This is a genomic window from Pseudomonas sp. JV241A, from assembly GCF_900275665.1.
Taxonomy (GTDB): domain Bacteria; phylum Pseudomonadota; class Gammaproteobacteria; order Pseudomonadales; family Pseudomonadaceae; genus Aquipseudomonas; species Aquipseudomonas wadenswilerensis.
Genome location: NZ_OPYO01000012.1, coordinates 32,855 through 52,178, shown reverse-complemented (window position 1 = coordinate 52,178; position 19,324 = coordinate 32,855). Strand labels below are relative to the sequence as shown.

At 63.3% G+C, this 19,324-nt stretch carries 19 protein-coding genes and 1 riboswitch; of the genes, 6 read left to right on the top strand and 13 right to left on the bottom strand.

The features are described 5' to 3' along the window. Positions 1 to 24: 24 nt before the first annotated feature. Positions 25 to 248, bottom strand: a riboswitch (cobalamin riboswitch). A 147-nt stretch (positions 249 to 395) separates the two neighbouring features. Both JV241A_RS06285 and JV241A_RS06280 read left to right on the top strand, forming a co-directional pair. Next, entirely contained in the window at positions 396 to 974 is a 579-nt protein-coding gene (locus JV241A_RS06285; protein WP_134061590.1) for a hypothetical protein, read from the top strand. A 68-nt stretch (positions 975 to 1,042) separates the two neighbouring features. Further along, a complete protein-coding gene (locus JV241A_RS06280; RefSeq protein WP_134061589.1) occupies positions 1,043 to 2,359 on the top strand; it encodes a sorbosone dehydrogenase family protein in 1,317 nt (438 codons plus the stop codon). Positions 2,360 to 2,437: 78 nt separating this feature from the next. Here JV241A_RS06280 and JV241A_RS06275 read toward each other — a convergent pair whose 3' ends face one another. The 6 genes from JV241A_RS06275 to JV241A_RS06250 all read right to left on the bottom strand — a co-directional run bounded on the left by JV241A_RS06275 (position 2,438) and on the right by JV241A_RS06250 (position 7,531). After that, positions 2,438 to 3,085, bottom strand: coding sequence for a class I SAM-dependent methyltransferase (locus JV241A_RS06275; RefSeq protein ID WP_134061588.1), 648 nt, complete (start codon positions 3,083 to 3,085; stop codon positions 2,438 to 2,440). A gap of 17 nt (positions 3,086 to 3,102) precedes the next feature. Then, complete coding sequence (locus JV241A_RS06270) at positions 3,103 to 3,636, bottom strand: C40 family peptidase (RefSeq protein ID WP_115085741.1); 534 nt, start codon at positions 3,634 to 3,636, stop codon at positions 3,103 to 3,105. 134 nt (positions 3,637 to 3,770) lie between these two features. Next, a complete protein-coding gene (locus tag JV241A_RS06265; protein ID WP_115085740.1) occupies positions 3,771 to 4,406 on the bottom strand; it encodes a C40 family peptidase in 636 nt (211 codons plus the stop codon). 115 nt (positions 4,407 to 4,521) lie between these two features. Then, positions 4,522 to 5,226, bottom strand: coding sequence for a DnaA regulatory inactivator Hda (gene hda / locus JV241A_RS06260; RefSeq protein WP_010220358.1), 705 nt, complete (start codon positions 5,224 to 5,226; stop codon positions 4,522 to 4,524). A gap of 157 nt (positions 5,227 to 5,383) precedes the next feature. Beyond that, on the bottom strand, positions 5,384 to 6,457 hold the full coding sequence (locus tag JV241A_RS06255; RefSeq protein WP_115085739.1) for an AI-2E family transporter: 1,074 nt from the start codon (positions 6,455 to 6,457) through the stop codon (positions 5,384 to 5,386). A gap of 24 nt (positions 6,458 to 6,481) precedes the next feature. Further along, entirely contained in the window at positions 6,482 to 7,531 is a 1,050-nt protein-coding gene (locus JV241A_RS06250) for a DUF2066 domain-containing protein (protein ID WP_134061587.1), read from the bottom strand. A 346-nt stretch (positions 7,532 to 7,877) separates the two neighbouring features. Between JV241A_RS06250 and purM the strand changes: the two genes are divergently transcribed. From purM to JV241A_RS06230, 4 genes are all read left to right on the top strand, one after another. Further along, complete coding sequence (gene purM / locus JV241A_RS06245) at positions 7,878 to 8,936, top strand: phosphoribosylformylglycinamidine cyclo-ligase (RefSeq protein WP_134061586.1); 1,059 nt, start codon at positions 7,878 to 7,880, stop codon at positions 8,934 to 8,936. Beyond that, positions 8,936 to 9,589 (top strand): phosphoribosylglycinamide formyltransferase, encoded by a 654-nt coding sequence (purN, locus tag JV241A_RS06240; protein WP_115085736.1) that lies wholly within the window; start codon positions 8,936 to 8,938, stop codon positions 9,587 to 9,589. Before purM ends, purN begins: the two co-directional genes overlap by 1 nt. Before the next feature lie 8 nt (positions 9,590 to 9,597). Further along, positions 9,598 to 10,308: a DUF3108 domain-containing protein gene (locus tag JV241A_RS06235; protein WP_115085735.1), complete on the top strand. Its 711-nt coding sequence runs from the start codon at positions 9,598 to 9,600 to the stop codon at positions 10,306 to 10,308. A 256-nt stretch (positions 10,309 to 10,564) separates the two neighbouring features. Next, positions 10,565 to 10,747, top strand: coding sequence for a hypothetical protein (locus tag JV241A_RS06230; RefSeq protein WP_010220364.1), 183 nt, complete (start codon positions 10,565 to 10,567; stop codon positions 10,745 to 10,747). Positions 10,748 to 10,792: 45 nt separating this feature from the next. On the opposite strand, the gene JV241A_RS06225 is transcribed toward JV241A_RS06230, so the two are convergent. The 7 genes from JV241A_RS06225 to JV241A_RS06195 form a co-directional block, all read right to left on the bottom strand. Beyond that, on the bottom strand, positions 10,793 to 11,332 hold the full coding sequence (locus tag JV241A_RS06225; protein WP_115085734.1) for a DUF2058 domain-containing protein: 540 nt from the start codon (positions 11,330 to 11,332) through the stop codon (positions 10,793 to 10,795). A 23-nt stretch (positions 11,333 to 11,355) separates the two neighbouring features. Next, entirely contained in the window at positions 11,356 to 12,186 is an 831-nt protein-coding gene (mazG, locus tag JV241A_RS06220) for a nucleoside triphosphate pyrophosphohydrolase (RefSeq protein WP_115085733.1), read from the bottom strand. A gap of 101 nt (positions 12,187 to 12,287) precedes the next feature. Beyond that, entirely contained in the window at positions 12,288 to 14,528 is a 2,241-nt protein-coding gene (gene relA / locus JV241A_RS06215; protein WP_115085732.1) for a GTP diphosphokinase, read from the bottom strand. Between the two features lie 99 nt (positions 14,529 to 14,627). Beyond that, positions 14,628 to 15,986, bottom strand: a complete 1,359-nt coding sequence (rlmD, locus tag JV241A_RS06210) for a 23S rRNA (uracil(1939)-C(5))-methyltransferase RlmD (RefSeq protein ID WP_134061585.1) — start codon at positions 15,984 to 15,986, stop codon at positions 14,628 to 14,630. Then, entirely contained in the window at positions 15,986 to 16,888 is a 903-nt protein-coding gene (cysM, locus tag JV241A_RS06205; RefSeq protein ID WP_134061584.1) for a cysteine synthase CysM, read from the bottom strand. Before cysM ends, rlmD begins: the two co-directional genes overlap by 1 nt. A 212-nt stretch (positions 16,889 to 17,100) precedes the next feature. Then, complete coding sequence (locus tag JV241A_RS06200) at positions 17,101 to 18,471, bottom strand: sensor histidine kinase (RefSeq protein ID WP_115085729.1); 1,371 nt, start codon at positions 18,469 to 18,471, stop codon at positions 17,101 to 17,103. Beyond that, on the bottom strand, positions 18,443 to 19,159 hold the full coding sequence (locus JV241A_RS06195; protein ID WP_115085728.1) for a response regulator transcription factor: 717 nt from the start codon (positions 19,157 to 19,159) through the stop codon (positions 18,443 to 18,445). The genes JV241A_RS06200 and JV241A_RS06195 overlap by 29 nt, the downstream gene beginning before the upstream one ends. Positions 19,160 to 19,324: the final 165 nt, after the last annotated feature.

Here is a 19,324-nt window from a genome sequence, read left to right as displayed (position 1 = left end):
AGGAACCGCGCATCACCCTCCGTGATGCCGTTGGCTGTAACAGGCCGGTCTCCGGGCTTGTGAGCGGGGCCATGAACACCCGGGACCGCGCGCCTTCCCGGGTCGAACACCCAGTGGCCCTGCGCGGCCTTGACTCACCTACCGTTGCGGGGGCAGCGCCGGATTCGCGCGCCTTGCGCGCCCACCGGCTTCCCTGTTTCACCCTGCCAGGCCATCGCCTGCAGAGCACCTGAAACAAGTCGCGAAGGTTAGAGGGTTGCACCCGGAGCGTCAATGAAAGGCGCTGAACTGGCCTGGATCAATGGCGCCTTTGACATCTTGTGCAACACTGACTTCAGTGATATCAAATAGCCATACCTCGGCTGTACTCGATCACAACTATAAGGGAGAGCAGCATGCAAGGCCTGATCATCAACAATGCGCGCCTGGAATTCCTGCGCCCCGCCCTGGAGCGCTGGGTCGATTGCATCGACCGCTTCAACCAGACCCTCGGTGATGGCGATGCGCCCTACTGGCACGGTGCCCAAGCCAACCTCGGCCTGCTTTCGGCCCCCGCCTGGCAAGCCGAGCTGGTGACCCTGCAGCAGCATCAGAGCAAGAAGCAGCGCGATGACGGTGATCGTGAAGGTCGCTGCGACCTGTACATCGCCAACCGCGAAGAAGCCGCCTACCTGCAAGCCAGCCAGCGCTGGCCGAAAATTGCCAGGCTGGACCTGAACAATGCCCTGGCCGAAACCGTGTATGCCGCACGCCAGGTTGCCGCGCCCAGCCAGCTCAAGGTCGCCGCGCTGTTCGCCAGCCCCTGGAAAGCCGGCCAGCACGCCAGCCCCGAAGAACTACAGGACCTGGTCGACGACCTGCAAAAGCATAACGCCTGCGCCATTGCCTGGTACTTCCCCTACGCCTACCGCAAGCTGCACAACGAAGCCGGCCAGTACCACCCCGGGGTGGCTTTGCTGCTCAAGCAGGCCTGAACCAGGGAACCTCCCGCGCCTGATCCGCCTCTACTGGCAATAGCAGCCATCATTGCGAGGGAAACGACATGGGCATCAGCCGGATTGCACTGCTGCTGGCAGTGACTGCGGGATTAAGCGGCTGCGGCGAGAACGCGCGCCTGGAGGTCAGCGACGGGGTCGGCCCGTCGCCGCAATTGCCCGAACCCAACAAGACCCTGATTCCCACCGTCAACATCGCCCCGGCCATCGGCTGGCCCCAGGGCATGACGCCCAAGGCCGCGCCCGGCACCCAGGTGGCGGCCTTTGCCGAAGGCCTGGACCACCCGCGCTGGCTCTACGCCCTGCCCAATGGCGATATCCTGGTGGCCGAAACCAATGCCCCGCCCAAGCCCGATGACGGCAAGGGCATTCGCGGCTGGGTGATGGGCAAGGTCATGGACCGCGCCGGCGCCGGCGTCCCCAGCGCCAACCGCATCAGCCTGCTGCGCGACAGCGACCATGACGGCGTCGCGGAAACCCGCACGACCTTTATCGAAAACCTCAATTCTCCGTTTGGCATGGCCCTGGTTGGCAACGACTTCTACGTCGCCGACACCGATCGCCTGCTGCGCTTTCATTACGAATCCGGCGCCACCTCGATCAAGGGCCCGGGTACGCCGGTGGCTGATTTGCCGGGCGGCATACTGAACCATCACTGGACCAAGAACGTGATCGCCAGCCGTGACGGCAAGAAGCTCTACGTCACTGTCGGCTCCAACAGCAATGTCGGCGAGAACGGCATGGACCAGGAAAAAGGCCGTGCGGCGATCTGGGAAATCGACCCGGCCAGCGGCCAGCAGCGCATATTCGCCTCCGGCCTGCGCAACCCCAACGGCCTGGCCTGGGAACCCCATACCGGCCAGCTGTGGACCGCCGTCAACGAGCGCGACGAGATCGGCAGCGACCTGGTGCCCGACTACATTACCTCGGTCAAGGATGGCGGCTTCTACGGCTGGCCCTACAGCTACTACGGCCAGCACGTCGATCAGCGGGTCAACCCTTCTGATCCGAACCTGGTAGCCAGCGCCATTGCGCCGGACTATGCAGTGGGGCCGCACACGGCGTCGCTGGGCCTGACCTTTGCCGAGCAGGGCCTGCTACCGGCGCCTTTCGAGCAAGGCGCATTCATCGGCCAGCATGGCTCATGGAACCGCAAGCCGCACAGCGGCTACAAAGTGATCTTTGTGCCGTTCAGCACCGCAGGCAAACCTGCAGGCAAGCCAATTGACCTGCTGACCGGGTTCCTCAATGACGAGGGCAAGGCCATGGGCCGCCCGGTCGGGGTGATCAACGACCGGCGCGGAGGGTTGCTGGTGGCTGATGATGTGGGCAACAAGATCTGGCGGGTGAGCAAGGCCAAGTGACCTGGGGGCCGCTATGCGGCCCATCGCCGGCAAGGCCGGCTCCCACACAGATCACATGCACCAATACCCTGCGCCCTCTCAGCGCTTGCGGCACAGGGTCAAGCCATCGCCAATCGGCAGCATCGACAGGTCCACCCGCGGGTCATCCTTGAGTGTGAGGTTCAATGCCTGGATCGCCCGGGTGTCTTCGCTGTCCGGCGTTCCCTGCAGCACCCGCCCGCTCCACAAGGTGTTGTCGAACAGCACCAGCCCGCCAACCCGCAGCAAGCGCAGGGCCTGTTCCAGGTAGTGTGGATAGTTGGCCTTGTCGGCATCGATGAAGATCAGGTCGTAGCGCTCTGACGGCAGCGTCGCCAGGGTCTGCAGGGCGGGCGCCAGGCGTAGTTCAATGCGCTCGGCGACCCCGGCCTCCTGCCAGTAGCGCCAGGCCACGGCGTTGTAGCTGCCTTCAAGATCACAACAGAGCAACTGCCCGTGTTCCATGGCCTGGGCCATGCATAAGGCGCTGTAGCCGGTGAAGGTACCCACTTCAATCACCCGCTGCGCGCCGATCAGGCGTACCAGCAGTGCCAGCAGTTGCCCCTGTTCCGGTGCTACCTGCCAGCGCGCTTCGGGCATGGCCTGGGTTTCGGCACGCAAACGGGCAAGCAACGGCGTTTCGCGCAGCGACACGCTTTGCAGGTAGTGGTAGAGGGGGGCGTCGAGGTAGAGCGTCTGCGCGGTCATCATCTACCTCGCGAAGGTCAGGGGTTACGCGCCAGATGCGCTGGCTGCAGCACGCGCTTGGCATTCAGGTAGGTTTTTTGCCAGTAGCTGTTGGACAGGTAGTCCAGGCGCACCGTTCCGCCGGTGGCCGGGGCATGGACGAAGCGCCCCTCGCCGACATAGATGCCGGCATGGCTAACCTGCGAACCGCCATTGGTGGCAAAGAACACCAGGTCGCCGGACTGCAGGTCGGTGCGCTCGATGCTCGGCGCTCGGATGCCGATCATTTCCCGGGTCGAACGCGGCAGCGAAATACCGGCGGCATCGCGATAGACATAGCCAATCAGGCCGCTGCAATCGAAACCCGAATCCGGGGTGTTGCCGCCCCAGCGGTACGGCGTGCCAACCAGGCCCAGGGCGCGGAACAGCACGTCTTCGGCAACCGGGGAGAAATAGACTTGCGGGGCCATGACCGCAGGCTCGACCACTTTACGCGGGGCCGGGGCATGACTTGAGCATGCACCGAGCAGTGCTGCGAGGGAAAGTACAGCGAAGCGCGCCATCATCGCCATGGTCAGAACATCCTGTCTGAAGCCGCTTCGGCCAAGAGCCGAAAAGAGTTGAGAATTTAGATTAGACGCTTTCTGTAAACACGCACGGCGACGAGCTTTTCAGCTACGTCGCCGTGGTCAAACCTGTCGAAGGATCAGTTGCGCGAGAGGGTGGTCGCGGCCGGAGCCATGGCCAGTGCACGCTTGGCTTCGATGAAGGTCTTGCTCCAGTAGCGATCACCGAGCTTGTCGATGCGCACACCACCGCTGCGGCGGCTGCTGGAGTGGATGAACTGGTCGTCACCGAGGTAGATCCCGGCGTGACTGACGCGGCCGCGGCCATTGGTGCTGAAGAACAGCAGGTCGCCTGGCTTGAGGTTGTTACGGGCAACCAGCGGGGCCTTGACGTTGATCATTTCGCGGGTGGAGCGCGGCAGGTTGAGGCCAGCTTCTTCGCGGAACAGGTAGCCGATGAAGCCGCTGCAATCAAAGCCGGTGTTCTCGGAGGTACCGCCGAAACGGTAGCGGGTACCGATCAGCGACATGCCGCGCTCGAGAATGTTGTCGGCCAGGGCGGGCAGTTGGTAAGGCTTGCTGCTGGCGAAATCTTGCAGCTCTGCTTCGGTGTTCAGCTCTTCCTCGAACGTCGCCTGGACGGAGGATTTGGTCAAAACCTGAGCGGTAACCGGTTGCTGCTGAACCTGCTGCTGGGATACGGGACCGGTGGTCGCGCAACCAAAAAGCAGGGTCACGAGTGCGAGGGGCACGAGGGGTGCGAAGCGATTTAGCATGGGCACGACCGTGTCTGGGATTTAAAGAAGCCGAGACTATGCCTTCTATCGCATCGATTTGCAAATTCAATCGAAAAAAATGTGACTTTTATGTGCCGAGGCTCTAGCCCCTGCCTTACCAGCCCAAAGTTTCTTTCAAAAACGGGATGGTGAGTTTGCGCTGAGCCTGCAAAGAGGCCTGATCGAGGCGCTCGAGCAGGTCGAACAAAGCACTCATGCTGCGGGTACCACGCGTGAGGATGAAGTGCCCGACCTCATCGGTCAGGTGCAAACCACGGCGCGAAGCGCGCAGTTGCAGGGCGCGCAGCTTGTCTTCGTCCGACAGCGCACGCATCTGGAAGATCAGCGCCAGGGTCAGGCGCGACTTGAGGTCGGCGAGCTTGATCGGCAGTTCCCGGGGCGAGCTGGAGGCGGCGAGCAACAGGCGCCGGCCACTGTCGCGCAGGCGGTTGAAGAGGTGGAACATGGCCTCCTCCCACTCCGGCTTGCCGGCAATTACATGCAGGTCATCGAGGCACACCAGTTCGTACTGTTCGAGGTTGTCGAGCAGTTCGACGCCGCGGTCGAGCAATTGTGCCAGGGGCAGGTACACCGCCGGCTCACCCAGTTGCTCAAAGCGCAGGCAGGCGGCCTGCAGCAGGTGGGTACGGCCCACGCCTTGCTTGCCCCACAGGTAGATCAGGCTTTCGGTCCAGCCGGCGTCGGCTTCGCAGAGTCGCTCGACGTAGCCCAAAGCGGCGGCGTTGGCACCCGGATAGTAGTTGATGAAGGTGGCGTCATCACGCAGACGCACACCCAGGGGCAACTGGATCGGTTTCATGCTGGCTGGGCAGTTCCGGGGAACCGCAAGGGGCCTTTTGTGAAAAGTCTGCAAAGTTTATACCCGTGGCGCCAGTCGCACAATCGGCGCAGACCACAAGTAAAATCAAAGGCTTGCATTAGCGTCTAACGGCCAATGCAAGCCAGGTGCTACCAAGCTACAGATCCGGGTCGATTTCACCGCCGTAAATATCCGACTCTTTATACAGGTCGTGGACATGGCGCAGCAGCACCATGATCACGGCCGCTACCGGCAAGGCCAGCAATACGCCGGTAAAGCCGAACATTTCACCACCGGCGAGAATCGCGAAAATCACCGCCACCGGGTGCAGGCCGATACGATCGCCCACCAGCAACGGCGTCAGCACCATGCCTTCGAGCGCCTGACCGACCATGAACACTGCTGCAATCCCGAGCAATGGATAGGGGTCGCCACCAAACTGAAACAGCCCGGCAATCATCGCCGCGCCGATACCGATAATGAAACCCATGTACGGCACGATCGCCGCAAGGCCCGCCAGCAGGCCGATCAACAGGCCAAGCTCCAGGCCCACCAGCATCAGCCCCGAGGCATAGATGATGCCCAGGGCCAGCATCACCAGCAGCTGGCCACGGACGAAGGCGCCGAGCACCTCGTGACATTCCCCCGCGAGCGCCACCACCCGCTCCTCGCGCTGACGCGGCAGCAGGCTGCGGATTTTGGCCATCATCAGGTCCCAGTCGCGCAGCAGGTAGAAACTCACCACCGGGATCAACACCAGATTGGCCAGCCAGCCGAGCAGGGCCAGGCCCGAGGCGGTGGCCTGGGACAGGATGACCCCGACGATGTCGGTGGTCTGGCCCATGTGCTCGCTGATGGCCGCCTTGATCTTGTCGAACTTCCAGAAACCGTCGGCCAGACCCAGGCGCGCCTGTACCCAGGGCAGGGCCTGGTGCTGCAGCCAGTCGAGCATCTGCGGCGCCAGCTCGTACAGGCGCACCAGCTGCTTGGCCAGCATCGGCACCAGCACCAGCAGCAACAAGGTCAGCAACAAGGTGAACAGGGCGAAGACCACCACCACGCCCCAGGTGCGCGACAGGCCTGCGCGCTCCAGGCGGTCAACCAGCGGGTCGGCCAGGTAGGCCAGCAGGATGCCGACCAGAAAAGGCGAAAGAATCGGGTGCAGCCAGTAAAGCAAGGCGGCGCACAGTAGCGCCCCGCCTACCCATACCCAGCGACGTGTATCAGTCATGAACGGCTCCGGCCAGGTCAGGGGTTACCAACGAAAACGCAGCCCGTTGAAGGGTTGTGGGGCGGCGGCCTGGGTTGCCCCGGGATTGGCCGGATCGACGGCGGCAGGTGCCGCTGGCGCTTCGGGCGGCAGTTCCTGCAGTTTGGCCAGGCCCAGTTGCGCGCGCAGCTGATCGCTATTGCCGGTGACCTGGTAGGTCAGGGTGTCGCCCTGCACCACCTTGAGTCGCGCACCATAAGGTTCGAGCACCCGGCCCAGTTCAGCATAACGCTCCAGGGTCATGCCCTGGACCTGCACCTGCATTTCGCTGCTGGCGCCTGGACGGGCGACGAAACGCGGGGCCAGGCGACTGCTGACGGCAAGCATCACCGCATCGGCCAGGGCAGCCTGGTCAGCAGCCTCGACAGTGCCCTGCTCGCGCTGGTCACCCAGCCACAGGCGCCATTTGCCCTGCCACTTGCCATCGGCTTCGCTGGCGTGCACCGCCAGCAAGGCATCGGCGCCATAGCGCTCGGAGGCCTCACGCAGCGGCGCCGGGTCAGTGCCTTCAAGGTTCTTGCCGGTCGCCACCAGTTGCTCCTGCAAGTCTGCCAATGGCAGCCGCAATGGCAGCCCACGGTGCTGGGCTGCACGGCGCAGCGGTTCGGCGCTGCCCTGGCCGTCGCCGACCAGGCTCGAGCCCTCGGTGCTGTCGTTCAACCACCAGCCGAGGATCGACGGCCGGTTGTTGCCCCACAGGGCCAGGCCGGCCTGGCGCAAGGCGCGCTCGGTGCTGCCGGGATCGAAGTCGACCAGCACGGTTTCCGGCGGACCGGCCTCGAAACCGAACTGGCTGATGATCTGTTGCGGGTCTTTACGCAGCGCAGCCAGGCCCGGGCTTTGCGCGGCCTTGGCATCGCCGGTCAGGCGCAGCACCAGGGTCTCGAGGGCTTTTCCGGTGGCCTGGGTACGGGCTTCGGCGCCCTGGCCGTTGACCGGCTCGCGGACCTGATACAGGCCGGAGAGGGTTTCGGCCTGAGCCGAGAGGCCGAACAGGGCCAGACAGCCGGCGGCCAGGTAGTTACGCAAACGCATGGAGGATTCCTGTCCTGGTAATAAAGAAGCGAGGGCGACAAAAACGGACGCAGCTCAGACCGCAGCACCCGGTAAAACATTCAACCGCTGGCGGTAAATTCTGCCCATCGCCTTTGCTATACCTTATACAGCCTGCGCCGTGGCAACCAGTCGCGCACTGTTAAAGCGTATTTTTCGCAAGAATAAAGGCTCTGCCCGTCGGCCTGAGGATGGCCGCTACCGGGCAACCCTGATAAAATCGCGCGCCTTCGCAGACCGGCGACGGTCAGGCAGCCGGATTCCCTCCGCCTTGCCTGGCAGGTCACGGTCGATTCCCCTGAATCCCTCCCCCCTAAAGGCCTGGATCATGAGCAAGCAACCCTCCCTGAGCTACAAGGACGCCGGTGTAGACATCGACGCCGGTGAAGCATTGGTCGAACGCATCAAAGGCGTTGCCAAGCGCACGGCGCGCCCGGAAGTCATGGGCGGCCTGGGCGGTTTTGGCGCCCTCTGCGAGATCCCGGCCGGCTACAAGCAGCCGGTTCTGGTCTCCGGCACCGACGGCGTCGGCACCAAGCTGCGCCTGGCACTGAACCTGAACAAGCACGACAGCATCGGCCAGGACCTGGTCGCCATGTGCGTCAACGACCTGGTGGTCTGCGGTGCCGAGCCGCTGTTCTTCCTCGACTACTACGCCACTGGCAAACTCAATGTCGACGTTGCCGCCACCGTGGTTACCGGTATCGGCGCTGGCTGCGAACTGGCCGGCTGCTCCCTGGTTGGCGGTGAAACCGCTGAAATGCCAGGCATGTACGAAGGCGAAGACTACGACCTGGCCGGCTTCTGCGTCGGTGTGGTGGAAAAAGCCGAAATCATCGACGGCTCCAAGGTTGCCACCGGTGATGCGCTGATCGCCCTGCCATCGTCCGGCCCACACTCCAACGGCTACTCGCTGATCCGCAAGATCATCGAAGTCTCCGGTGCCGACATCGAAACCGTGCAGCTCGACGGCAAGCCGCTGACCGAACTGCTGATGGCCCCGACCCGCATCTACGTCAAGCCACTGCTCAAGCTGATCAAGGACACCGGCGCGGTCAAGGCCATGGCCCACATCACCGGAGGCGGCCTGCTCGACAACATCCCGCGGGTACTGCCAAAAGGCGCCCAGGCCGTGGTTGACGTGGCCAGCTGGGAGCGCCCGGCGGTGTTCAACTGGCTGCAGCAGCAAGGCAACGTCGACGAGCACGAAATGCACCGTGTCCTCAACTGCGGCGTCGGCATGGTCATCTGCGTCGCCCAGGACCAGGTCGATAGCGCCCTGAAGGTCCTGCGTGAAGCTGGCGAGCAGCCATGGGTCATCGGCCAGATCGGCGTCGCCGCCGAAGGCGCTGCCCAGGTCGAGCTGAAGAACGTCAAGGCACACTGATGCCGAGCAAGACCTGTGATGTCGTGGTGCTGTTGTCCGGCACCGGCAGCAACCTGCAAGCGTTGATCGACAGCACCCGCACCGGCGACAGCCCGGTGCGGATCTGCGCGGTCATCTCCAACCGCGCCGACGCCTATGGCCTGCAGCGTGCCAAAGACGCCGGCATCGCCACCGCCGTGCTCGACCACAAGGCCTTCGACGGCCGCGAGGCGTTCGACACGGCGCTGGTCGAGCTGATCGATGGCTACCAGCCGCAGCTGGTGGTGCTGGCCGGTTTCATGCGCATCCTCAGTGCCGGTTTTGTCCGTCACTACCAGGGCCGCCTGCTGAACATCCACCCTTCCCTGCTGCCCAAGTACAAAGGCCTGCACACTCATCAACGGGCGCTGGAAGCCGGTGATGCCGAGCATGGCTGCAGCGTGCACTTCGTCACCGAGGAACTCGACGGCGGGCCGCTGGTCGTACAGGCAGTAATACCGGTAGAGTTGGATGACACGCCAGAACGTCTGGCACAGCGGGTTCACAGCCAGGAACACCTGATCTATCCGCTGGCGGTGCGCTGGTTTGCCGAAGGCCGTTTGCGCCTGGGCGAACACGGTGCTCTACTGGATGGCCAGCCTCTGGCGGCCAGCGGCCACTTGATTCGACCCTAGGAGAAATTATGCGTCGCGCCCTGCTCTTCGCTCTCGCCGTGCTCGCGTTGCCGTTGCAGGCAGCCGATCTGAAGCCTTTCTCGGCCAGCTACACCGCCGACTGGAAGCAGTTGCCCATGAGCGGCACTGCCGAGCGCAGCCTGGAAAAGAACGCCAACGGTACCTGGAACCTCAATTTCAAGGCGTCGATGATGATCGCCAGCCTGATTGAGCAAAGTACCCTGACTCTGGACAAGGACACCCTGCTGCCAAAGACCTACCACTTCGAACGTGGCGGCCTGGGCAAAGCCAAGAAAGTTGACCTGGACTTCGACTGGACGACCAAGAAGATCACCGGTACTGACCGCGGCGACGCGATCAACCTGCCCCTCAACCGCGGCGTGCTGGACAAGTCCACCTATCAACTGGCCCTGCAGCATGACGTGGCAGCGGGCAAGAAGAGCGTGAGCTACCAGGTGGTCGATGGCGACGAGATCGATACCTACGACTTCCGCGTCCTGGGCACCGAAAAAGTCACCACCAAGACTGGCCAGGTCGATGCCATCAAGGTCGAGCGCGTGCGCGACCCGAGCCAGAGCAAGCGCATCACCGAGCTGTGGTTCGCCAAGGACTGGGATTACCTGCTGGTGCAACTGCGCCAGGTCGAGACCGACGGCAAGGAGTACGTGATCGTGCTGCAGGACGGCACGGTCGATGGCAAGGCGGTCAAGGGCAACTGATAGCCTGACTGCTGGTAACACCCGAAACCCCGCCAAGTGCGGGGTTTCTTTTTACACCCTTGGTAGGAGCGGGCTTGCCCCGCGATCGCAGGCTACCAGTCACATCGCATCGCGGGGCAAGCCCGCTCCCACAGAAGCGCGCTGCTACCGACATGAAAGATGTTTCATGCGCCAGTCATTTACTTAGCCTGCTAACAAATTCTATAAAAGAGACCTGCGACACGGTGCCGCAGTTAACTGAAAGTGGAGTTTGCAGATGACTGTCAAAGTAACTGAGCGCGACGAAAGCAAAATGTCTCACGAAGGCCTGGCTGCAGGCGTGCGCATCTGGGATGTGCATCAGCAGGGCGAGCTGGTCGGCATGTTCCACAATGAACATGAGGCCCACAGCTACCGCATCGAGCTGGAATACCTCGAGACCAGACGGCAACAGCAATAACCCCTCCAGAAAAAACAAACCCCGCCGAAGCGGGGTTTGTCGTCATTACCACATCAGATCGTCAGGGATCACGTAGGCCGCGTACGGATCGTCGGCATCCGGCTCTTCAACCTGGGTGTTGAGCAGGACGATACGCTGCGGGTCGCGCTCCTGGATCTTCAGCGCCGCCTCACGGGGGATCACCTCGTAACCGCCTCCATGGGCAACGATGGCCAGCGAACCACTGCTCAGCTTGCTGCGCATCAGGGCGTTGACCGACAGGCGCTTGACCTTCTTGTCGTCGACGAAGTTGTAGTAGTCCTCGGTGGTCAGCTTGGGCAGGCGCGAGACCTCGATCAATTGCTTGACCTGGGCGGCGCGGGCCTTCTGCTCGGCCTTCTCCTGCTGCTGGCGGTTGAGCTCCTGGTCGCGCTTGGCCTTCTCGGCCATGGCTTCCTTGGCCAGCCGCTGCTGGGTATCGTCGACCTCGACCTGGCCTTTGTGCTCCAGGCGCTTTTGTTTCTTCTGTTCTTTACTGACCTGCTTGACCTGTTTCTGGTTGACCAGACCGGCCTTGAGCAATTGGTCGCGAAGGGAAAGGCTCATCGTTCACTCACTTATGCAACAGCTCAGCCGCAGCTGGGCAGGTTCTTTTCCTGACGTTTGGCTTCGCCCCAGAGCGCATCCATGTCTTCGAGGGTGCAATCTTCAATCGGACGGCCTATGTCGCGCAATGCCTGTTCGATAAAACGGAAACGTCGCTCAAACTTTCTGTTGGCCCCGCGCAGGGCGTTTTCCGGGTCGACCTTCAGGTGCCGGGCCAGATTCACTGCGGCAAACAGCAGGTCACCGAGCTCGTCAGCCAGGGCCACGCTGTCATCGTCGGCCATGGCCTGGAGCACTTCATCGAGCTCTTCGCGGACCTTGTCCAGCACCGGCAAGGCATCCGGCCAGTCGAAACCGACCCGGGCCGCGCGCTTTTGCAGTTTGGCCGCCCGCGACAAGGCCGGCAACGCTGCCGGCACATCATCGAGCAACGACAACTGCTCGGGCTCGCCCTTCTCGGCGCGCTCCTGGGCCTTGATCTCGTCCCAGCGCTGCTTGACCTGGGTTTCGTCGAGCTTGGGTGTGTCGAGCGCGGCGTAGAGCTCGCCGGTGGGGAACACATGCGGGTGACGGCGGATCAGCTTGCGGGTGATGCTGTCGACCACGCCGTCGAATTCGAAACGGCCTTCTTCGCGCGCCAACTGGCTGTAGTAAACCACCTGGAACAGCAGGTCACCGAGTTCGCCCTGCAAGTGCTCGAAGTCGCTGCGCTCGATGGCGTCGGCGACTTCGTAGGCTTCTTCGAGGGTGTAGGGGACGATGGTCGCGTAGGTCTGCTTGAGGTCCCACGGGCAGCCATACTGCGGGTCGCGCAGGCGGGCCATGAGGTGGAGCAGGTCGTCTAGGGTGTACATCAAAAGGCTCTCTCAGGTCTGGCCTCATCGCTGGCAAGCCAGCTCCCACAGGATCGGAGCAACCTGTTTCCTGTGGGAGCCGGCTTGCCGGCGATAGGGCCTCAAGGCGTACGGTTACGCCGCGTCTCGATGATGTTCGGCAGTTGCGAAATCCGCCCCAGCAAGCGCCCGAGGGCATCCAGGCCAGGAATCTCGATGGTCAGCGACATCAATGCGGTGTTGTCTTCCTTGTTCGAGCGGGTGTTGACCGCCAGCACGTTGATCCGCTCGTTGAGCAAGACCTGGGAGACGTCTCGCAGCAAGCCCGGACGGTCGTAGGCACGGATGATGATATCCACCGGATAGGTCTGTACCGGCACCGGGCCCCAGCTGACCTGGATGATCCGCTCCGGCTCGCGCCCGGCCAGTTGCAGCACCGAGGCGCAGTCCTGGCGGTGGATGGTGACGCCGCGGCCCTGGGTGATGTAACCGACGATCGCATCGCCCGGCAGCGGCTGGCAGCAACCGGCCATCTGCGTGAGCAGGTTGCCGACGCCCTGGATCTGAATGTCGCCACGCTTGCCCGGCTTGTAGCCGGTAGCCTTGCGCGGTACCAACTCGACATGATCGCTGCGCTCCGGCTCCACCAGTTGCTGCGCGGCGTTGACCAGGTGCGCCAGGCGCAGGTCACCGGCACCCAGCGAGGCGAACATGTCCTCGGCAGCGCGCAGGTTGGCTTTTTCCGCCAGGCGTTCGAAGTCGACCTGCGGCAAGCCCAGGCGGTTGAGTTCGCGTTCGAGCAGGGTCTTGCCGGCGGCGACGTTCTGGTCGCGAGCCTGCAGCTTGAACCAGTGGACGATCTTCGCCCGCGCCCGCGAGGTGGTGACGTAGCCCAGGTTCGAGTTCAGCCAGTCGCGGCTGGGGTTGCCGTGCTTGCTGGTGATGATCTCGACCTGCTCACCGGTCTGCAGGCTGTAGTTGAGCGGCACGATACGGCCGTTGATCTTCGCCCCGCGGCAGTTGTGGCCGATCTCGGTGTGCACCCGGTAGGCGAAGTCCAGCGGCGTGGCGCCCTTGGGCAGGTCGATGGCGTGACCATCCGGGGTGAACACATAGACCCGGTCCGGCTCGATATCGACCCGCAGCTGTTCGGCCAGGCCACCGATATCGCCCAGCTCTTCGTGCCATTCCAGCACCTGGCGCAACCAGGAGATTTTCTCTTCGTAGTGGTTGGAGCTGGATTTGACGTCGGTGCCCTTGTAGCGCCAGTGCGCGCAGACGCCGAGCTCGGCCTCTTCGTGCATGGCGTGGGTGCGGATCTGCACCTCGAGGACCTTGCCCTCCGGACCGATCACCGCCGTGTGCAACGAGCGGTAGCCGTTTTCCTTGGGGTTGGCGATGTAGTCGTCGAACTCTTTGGGGATATGCCGCCACAGGGTGTGCACGATGCCCAGCGCGGTGTAGCAGTCGCGCATTTCCGGGACCAGCACGCGCACCGCGCGCACGTCGTAGATCTGGCTGAACTCCAGACCCTTGCGCTGCATTTTGCGCCAGATCGAATAGATGTGCTTGGCCCGGCCGCTGATGTCGGCGTTGACCCCGGTGGCCAGCAGCTCGTTCTGCAGCTGGTTCATCACGTCGCTGATGAAGCGCTCGCGGTCCAGCCGGCGCTCGTGCAGAAGCTTGGCGATCTGCTTGTACTGATCGGGTTCGAGGTAGCGGAAGGACAGGTCTTCCAGCTCCCACTTGATATGACCGATGCCCAGGCGATGGGCCAGCGGCGCATAGATATCGAACACTTCGCGGGCGACGCGGTTGCGTTTCTCGTCGTCGGCGCCCTTGACCGCGCGAATCGCGCAGGTGCGTTCGGCCAGCTTGATCAGCGCCACACGGACGTCGTCAACCATGGCCACGAGCATCTTGCGCAGGTTCTCGACCTGCGCCTGCGAGCCCAGCACCAGCGACTGGCGCGGGCTGAGGCTGGCGCTGATGGCGGCCATGCGCAGCACGCCGTCGATCAGCTTGGAGACTACCGGGCCAAAGCGCTGGCCGACTTCAGCCAGGGTCACCTTGCCTTCGCGTACGGCGCGGTAGATGACCGCGGCGACCAGCGAGTCCTGGTCGAGCTTGAGGTCGGCAAGGATTTCGGCGATTTCCAGGCCGGCCTGGAAACTCGACGTACCATCGGCCCAGGAATGCTTGGCCGGGTTGCCCTTCTTCTCGATGTCCTGGGCGAACTCGCAAGCGGCCTTGAGGGCCTCCCGGTCCAGCGCCAGGTCGACGCTCACCACATGATCCAGCCATGCTTCGAGATTGATACTGCCGTCGGTGTTGACCGGCTGGTGCACTCTCACCTGTACCATCTTTGTTTACCTTTCCCTACAGCGCATTCGCGATGCGCTTGAAATCACTGGTGCTGCCCCTGCCGGACCCAAGGTGCAGCGCCGAACGCGTCAGCCTGGCTAACCCGCTTCGAATAACGCCATGGCTTCGACATGCGCCGTCTGAGGAAACATGTCGAGAATCCCGGCACTTTTTAACCGGTAACCCTGCCTGACCAGTTCGACGGTGTCGCGGGCCAGGGTCGCCGGGTTGCACGATACATAAACAAGACGTTTTGCGCCGAGGTCTGCGATTTTTCGCACAACCTCGAATGCACCATCACGCGGTGGGTCCAAGAGTACCGCAGAAAAGCCTCCTGCGGCCCAGCCCGACGCCGCCAAAGGCTGCGATAAATCGGCCTGAAAAAACTGCGTGTTATGCAAATTGTTGCTACGAGCATTGGCTGCCGCCCGCTCGACCATCGCCTGCACCCCTTCCACCGCCACCACTTCCCGCGCCTGCCGGGCCAGCGGCAAGGCAAAGTTGCCCAGACCGCAGAACAGGTCGAGCACGCGTTCATGGGCTTGCGGCGCCAACCAGGCCAAGGCCTGCTCGATCATCGCGGTGTTGACCTGGGCGTTGACCTGGACAAAATCGCCGGGCCGGTACGCCAATTCAAGGTTCCAGGGTTCAAGACGAAAACCGAGGCTCTGACCCGCATCCACCGGCGAAGGTTCACCCTCGCCTTGTAACCACAGCTGTACACCCGCCTGCGCGCAGAACGCCTGCAGGCGCGCCAGGTCGCCGTCCCCCAAGGGCCCGGTATGACGCAACAGCAGCGCCAGCGCGGTACCGCTGAACAGCTCGACGTGGCCAACCACCTGCGGTTTGCTCAAGCTGCGCAAGAGCGTGGGCAGGTGACGCATGATCGACTGCAAGGGTTGTACCAGCACCGGGCAGTCGTCGATGGCGACGATGTCCTGGCTGGCTTCGGCGCGAAATCCGACGTCGAGATGTTTCGCCTTGTTGTCCCAACGCACCGCAACCCGTGCCCGGCGCCGGTAGCCGAACTCCGGCCCGGTCAGCGGCGCAGCCCAGTGCTCGGGCTGCACGCCCGCGACCCGCTGCAACTGTTCGGCCAGCAGGCGTTGCTTGAGCGCCAGTTGATCGGCATGAGGCAAGTGCTGCAGGTTGCAGCCGCCACAGCGGTCGAAGTGCTTGCACGGGGCCTCGCGGCGCGCCGGGCTGGCATTGAACACCCGCTCCAGGCGGGCCTCGACCACCTTGCCGTGGGTATTGAGTACCCGCGCTTCGACCTCTTCCTCGGCCAGGGCGCCACTGACGAACCAGGTGCGACCGTCGAGAAAGGCAATGCCACGGCCGTCGCCAGCGAGGCGCTCGATGCTCAGGCGCTGTTTCTTGCCGGTGGGGATCTGTGGCGCGCGGGTGCCACCAGCCGGCTGAAAGCGCAGGCCGCTGTTACGTTTGTTCTTGGACATCAGTTCACTGAATCGAAAATGCCGGTCGACAGGTAACGGTCGCCACGGTCGCAAATGATCGCCACCATCACGGCGTTTTCCAGCTCGCGGGACAGCCGCAGCATGGCTGCCACTGCACCACCGGAGGACACGCCACAGAAAACGCCCTCTTCGCGGGCTAACCGGCGGGTGGTTTCTTCGGCTTCGCTCTGGGCCATGTCGACCACGCGGTCAACGCGCTCGGACTGGTAGATCTTCGGCAGGTATTCCTGCGGCCAGCGGCGGATGCCGGGGATGGCCGAGCCTTCCATCGGCTGCAGGCCGACGATCTGCACCGCCGGGTTCTGCTCCTTGAGGTAGCGCGAGCAGCCCATGATGGTGCCGGTCGTGCCCATGGAGCTGATGAAGTGGGTAATGGTGCCCTGGGTCTGACGCCAGATTTCCGGGCCGGTGCTCACATAGTGGGCTTCAGGGTTGTCGACATTGCCGAACTGGTCAAGCACCAGTCCACGGCCTTCGGCCTGCAGGCGGTCGGCCAGGTCGCGGGCACCTTCCATGCCCTCTTCCTTGCTGACCAGGATCAGTTCGGCACCATAGGCGGTCATCGCCGCCTTGCGCTCGGCACTGGAATTGTCGGGCATGATCAGGATCATCTTGTAACCCTTGATCGCCGCCGCCATGGCCAGAGCGATGCCGGTGTTGCCCGAGGTCGCTTCGATCAGGGTGTCACCGGACTTGATCTGCCCACGCAGTTCGGCGCGGGTGATCATCGACAGCGCCGGCCGGTCCTTGACCGAGCCTGCCGGGTTGTTGCCTTCGAGCTTGAGCAGGAGGGTATTGCTGGTTTCGCCGGCAATGCGCTGCAGGCGGACCAGAGGCGTGTTGCCGACGCAATCGGCGATGGTTGGGTACTGCAAGGTCATGGCGTATTCGCAATCCAGACTGCGGGGGCGCCTATCATACCGGCAAACGGGATTTGCCCATATCACGCAATGTGTAGGGGTTATAGCTGCAAGCTATAAGCAAGAGTTTACGGCCCTCTCGCTGGCAAGCCAGCTCCCACAGTGGATTTGCATGCCCCTAGTACCTGTGGGAGCCGGACTTGCCGGCGATGGGCCGCGAAGCGGCCCCAGGATCACACCGCCGGCAGTTGCATGTTCAGCCGCAGGCCCTGGCCGGTGTTTTGCGCCCACAGACGCCCGCCCTGGCGGACGATGGCATTGCGGGCAATGCTCAGGCCCAGCCCAAAGCCACCATCGCCCGGGCGCGAACCGTCCAGCCGGGTAAAGGGCGCGAAAATACGCTCAAGCTCACTTTCCGCTACCCCACCGCCCTGGTCTTCCAGCCAGATCAGCCAGTCATCGCCCTGACGCCGCCCGTCCAGGCGAATCACGCCACCGGCTGACGAATGCCGAATGGCATTACGCAAAATGTTTTCCAGGGCCTGGGCCAGGCTGTTGAGGTTACCCTGCACCCAGCACGAGGCGTCCAGCGCACAATGCAGTTGCGCACCGGGCCAGGCACTTTCGTAGCAGGCATCCTCAGCCAGCATCTCCCACAGAGCCTGGACCTGGATCGGCTCCTTGCTCATCGGCGCCCGCTCGGTGTCGAGCCAGGCCAGCTGCAGCGCATCCTCGACCAGGCGCTGCATGCAGTCGATTTCGCGGCCCAGGCGCTCGCGCAGCTGGCCGGCATCAGCCTCGCTGTCGCAAGCCACGCGCAAGCGGCTCAAGGGCGTGCGCAGTTCGTGGGAAAGGTCGCGCAACAGCTGCTGTTGCAGGGCCACCGTACCCTGCAGGCGCTCGGCCATGTCATCGAAGGCGCGGCCCAGCTCGCCCAGTTCGTCCTGGCGGCTGGTGGTGCTGCTGGCGACCCGTGCCGAGAGCTGATCGGCGCGCCAGGCATTGGCCTGCTCTCGCAACTGGATCAACGGCACAATCAGCATGCGGTACAGGCCGACACATAGCAGCAAGGTAAACAGCCCGGGGATGATGCCGTTGGTCACTACTCGCCACAGTACCCGGTACTGCCCCGGCGCCAGACGTTGCGGCAGCTCCATGACCAGGGTGCCCAGGTGCGGCTGCTGCGGGAAAGGCAAGCGCATCCACGGCATGCCGATCGAGCGCGGGCTCACCGGCCAGTCGATTCCGCGCAGGAAGGTCAGGCGCCGGCTTTCAACCTCGTTGAGCGGCGTGCTGCTCAACGACTGCAGGTCCGGGCCTATCACCCCGACCCAGCCGGGCTCCTGTTCGCGAACTGCCGCCAGCCAGGCGTCGATACCTGCCTGCCCTCCTCGCGACCAGGCCTGCTCGGCCTCGCCGGCATAGCCTTGCAGGGTGGTTTTGGCCACCTCGGACAGAAAGGCATTCTGGGTTTCCATATGCCGGCCCCAGGTCCAGCTCAGGCCGATCATCAACAGGCAGAAACCGACCAGCAGGATGGCCAGTTTCCAGAACAATGAATGACGGTTCGGCACTTCAGTTGACCTCGGCGCCGCTAAGCACATAACCCTTGCCCCACACCGTGCGCACCTCGCGCTCGAGGTAACCGATGGCCTTGAGCTTGCGGCGGATCTGGCTGACATGCATGTCCAGGCTGCGATCGTGGCGGGCATAGCCGCGCTGCAACACTTGCTGGTAAAGGAAGGCCTTGCTCAGCACCTCTTCATCGCTGCGGTGCAGGGTGTCGAGCAGGCGGTACTCGCTGAGGGTCAGCCCCGCCCACTGCTCGCCATAACAGACATCGCACGCCTCTTCATCGAAGCGCAGTTCCCCGGCCTGTACCTGTACGGGTTGTTGATGGCGCCGCTCCAGCGCCACCCGGCGCAGGATCGCCTCGATGCGCACCTGCAGCTCGATCATGCTGAAGGGCTTGGGCAGGTAGTCATCGGCACCGCGCTGGAAGCCGGTGATGCGGTCGGCCTCGGCGCCCAGCGCAGACATCAGGATCACCGGCGTCGAGCTGCTCTGGCGCAGCTGCGCCAGCACATCCAGGCCGTTGAGGCCGGGCAGCAGGATGTCCATCAGCACCACGTCAAAGCAGCTGTTTTGCGCGACCTGCAGGCCATCGCGGCCATTCTGGCACCAGGTGACCTTGAAGCCGCCGCGTTGCAGCTCCTCACGCAGGTACGCACCCAGGACCGGATCGTCCTCGATGGCAAGGATGTTGGAGGTGCTAATAGATACAGGAGTCATTGGCCGATGCTAGCAATTCTCAATCACGCAATTATTGGTTATTCACTGCGTGCAGGCAACCAGGGCTGGACCAAAGCCCCGGTTATAGTTGGCAATCGACAAAAGCAGATACAAATGAGTGCATTACGCGAGTAGGCGCGGTACTTTTCCGACTTGGTCCGTCAG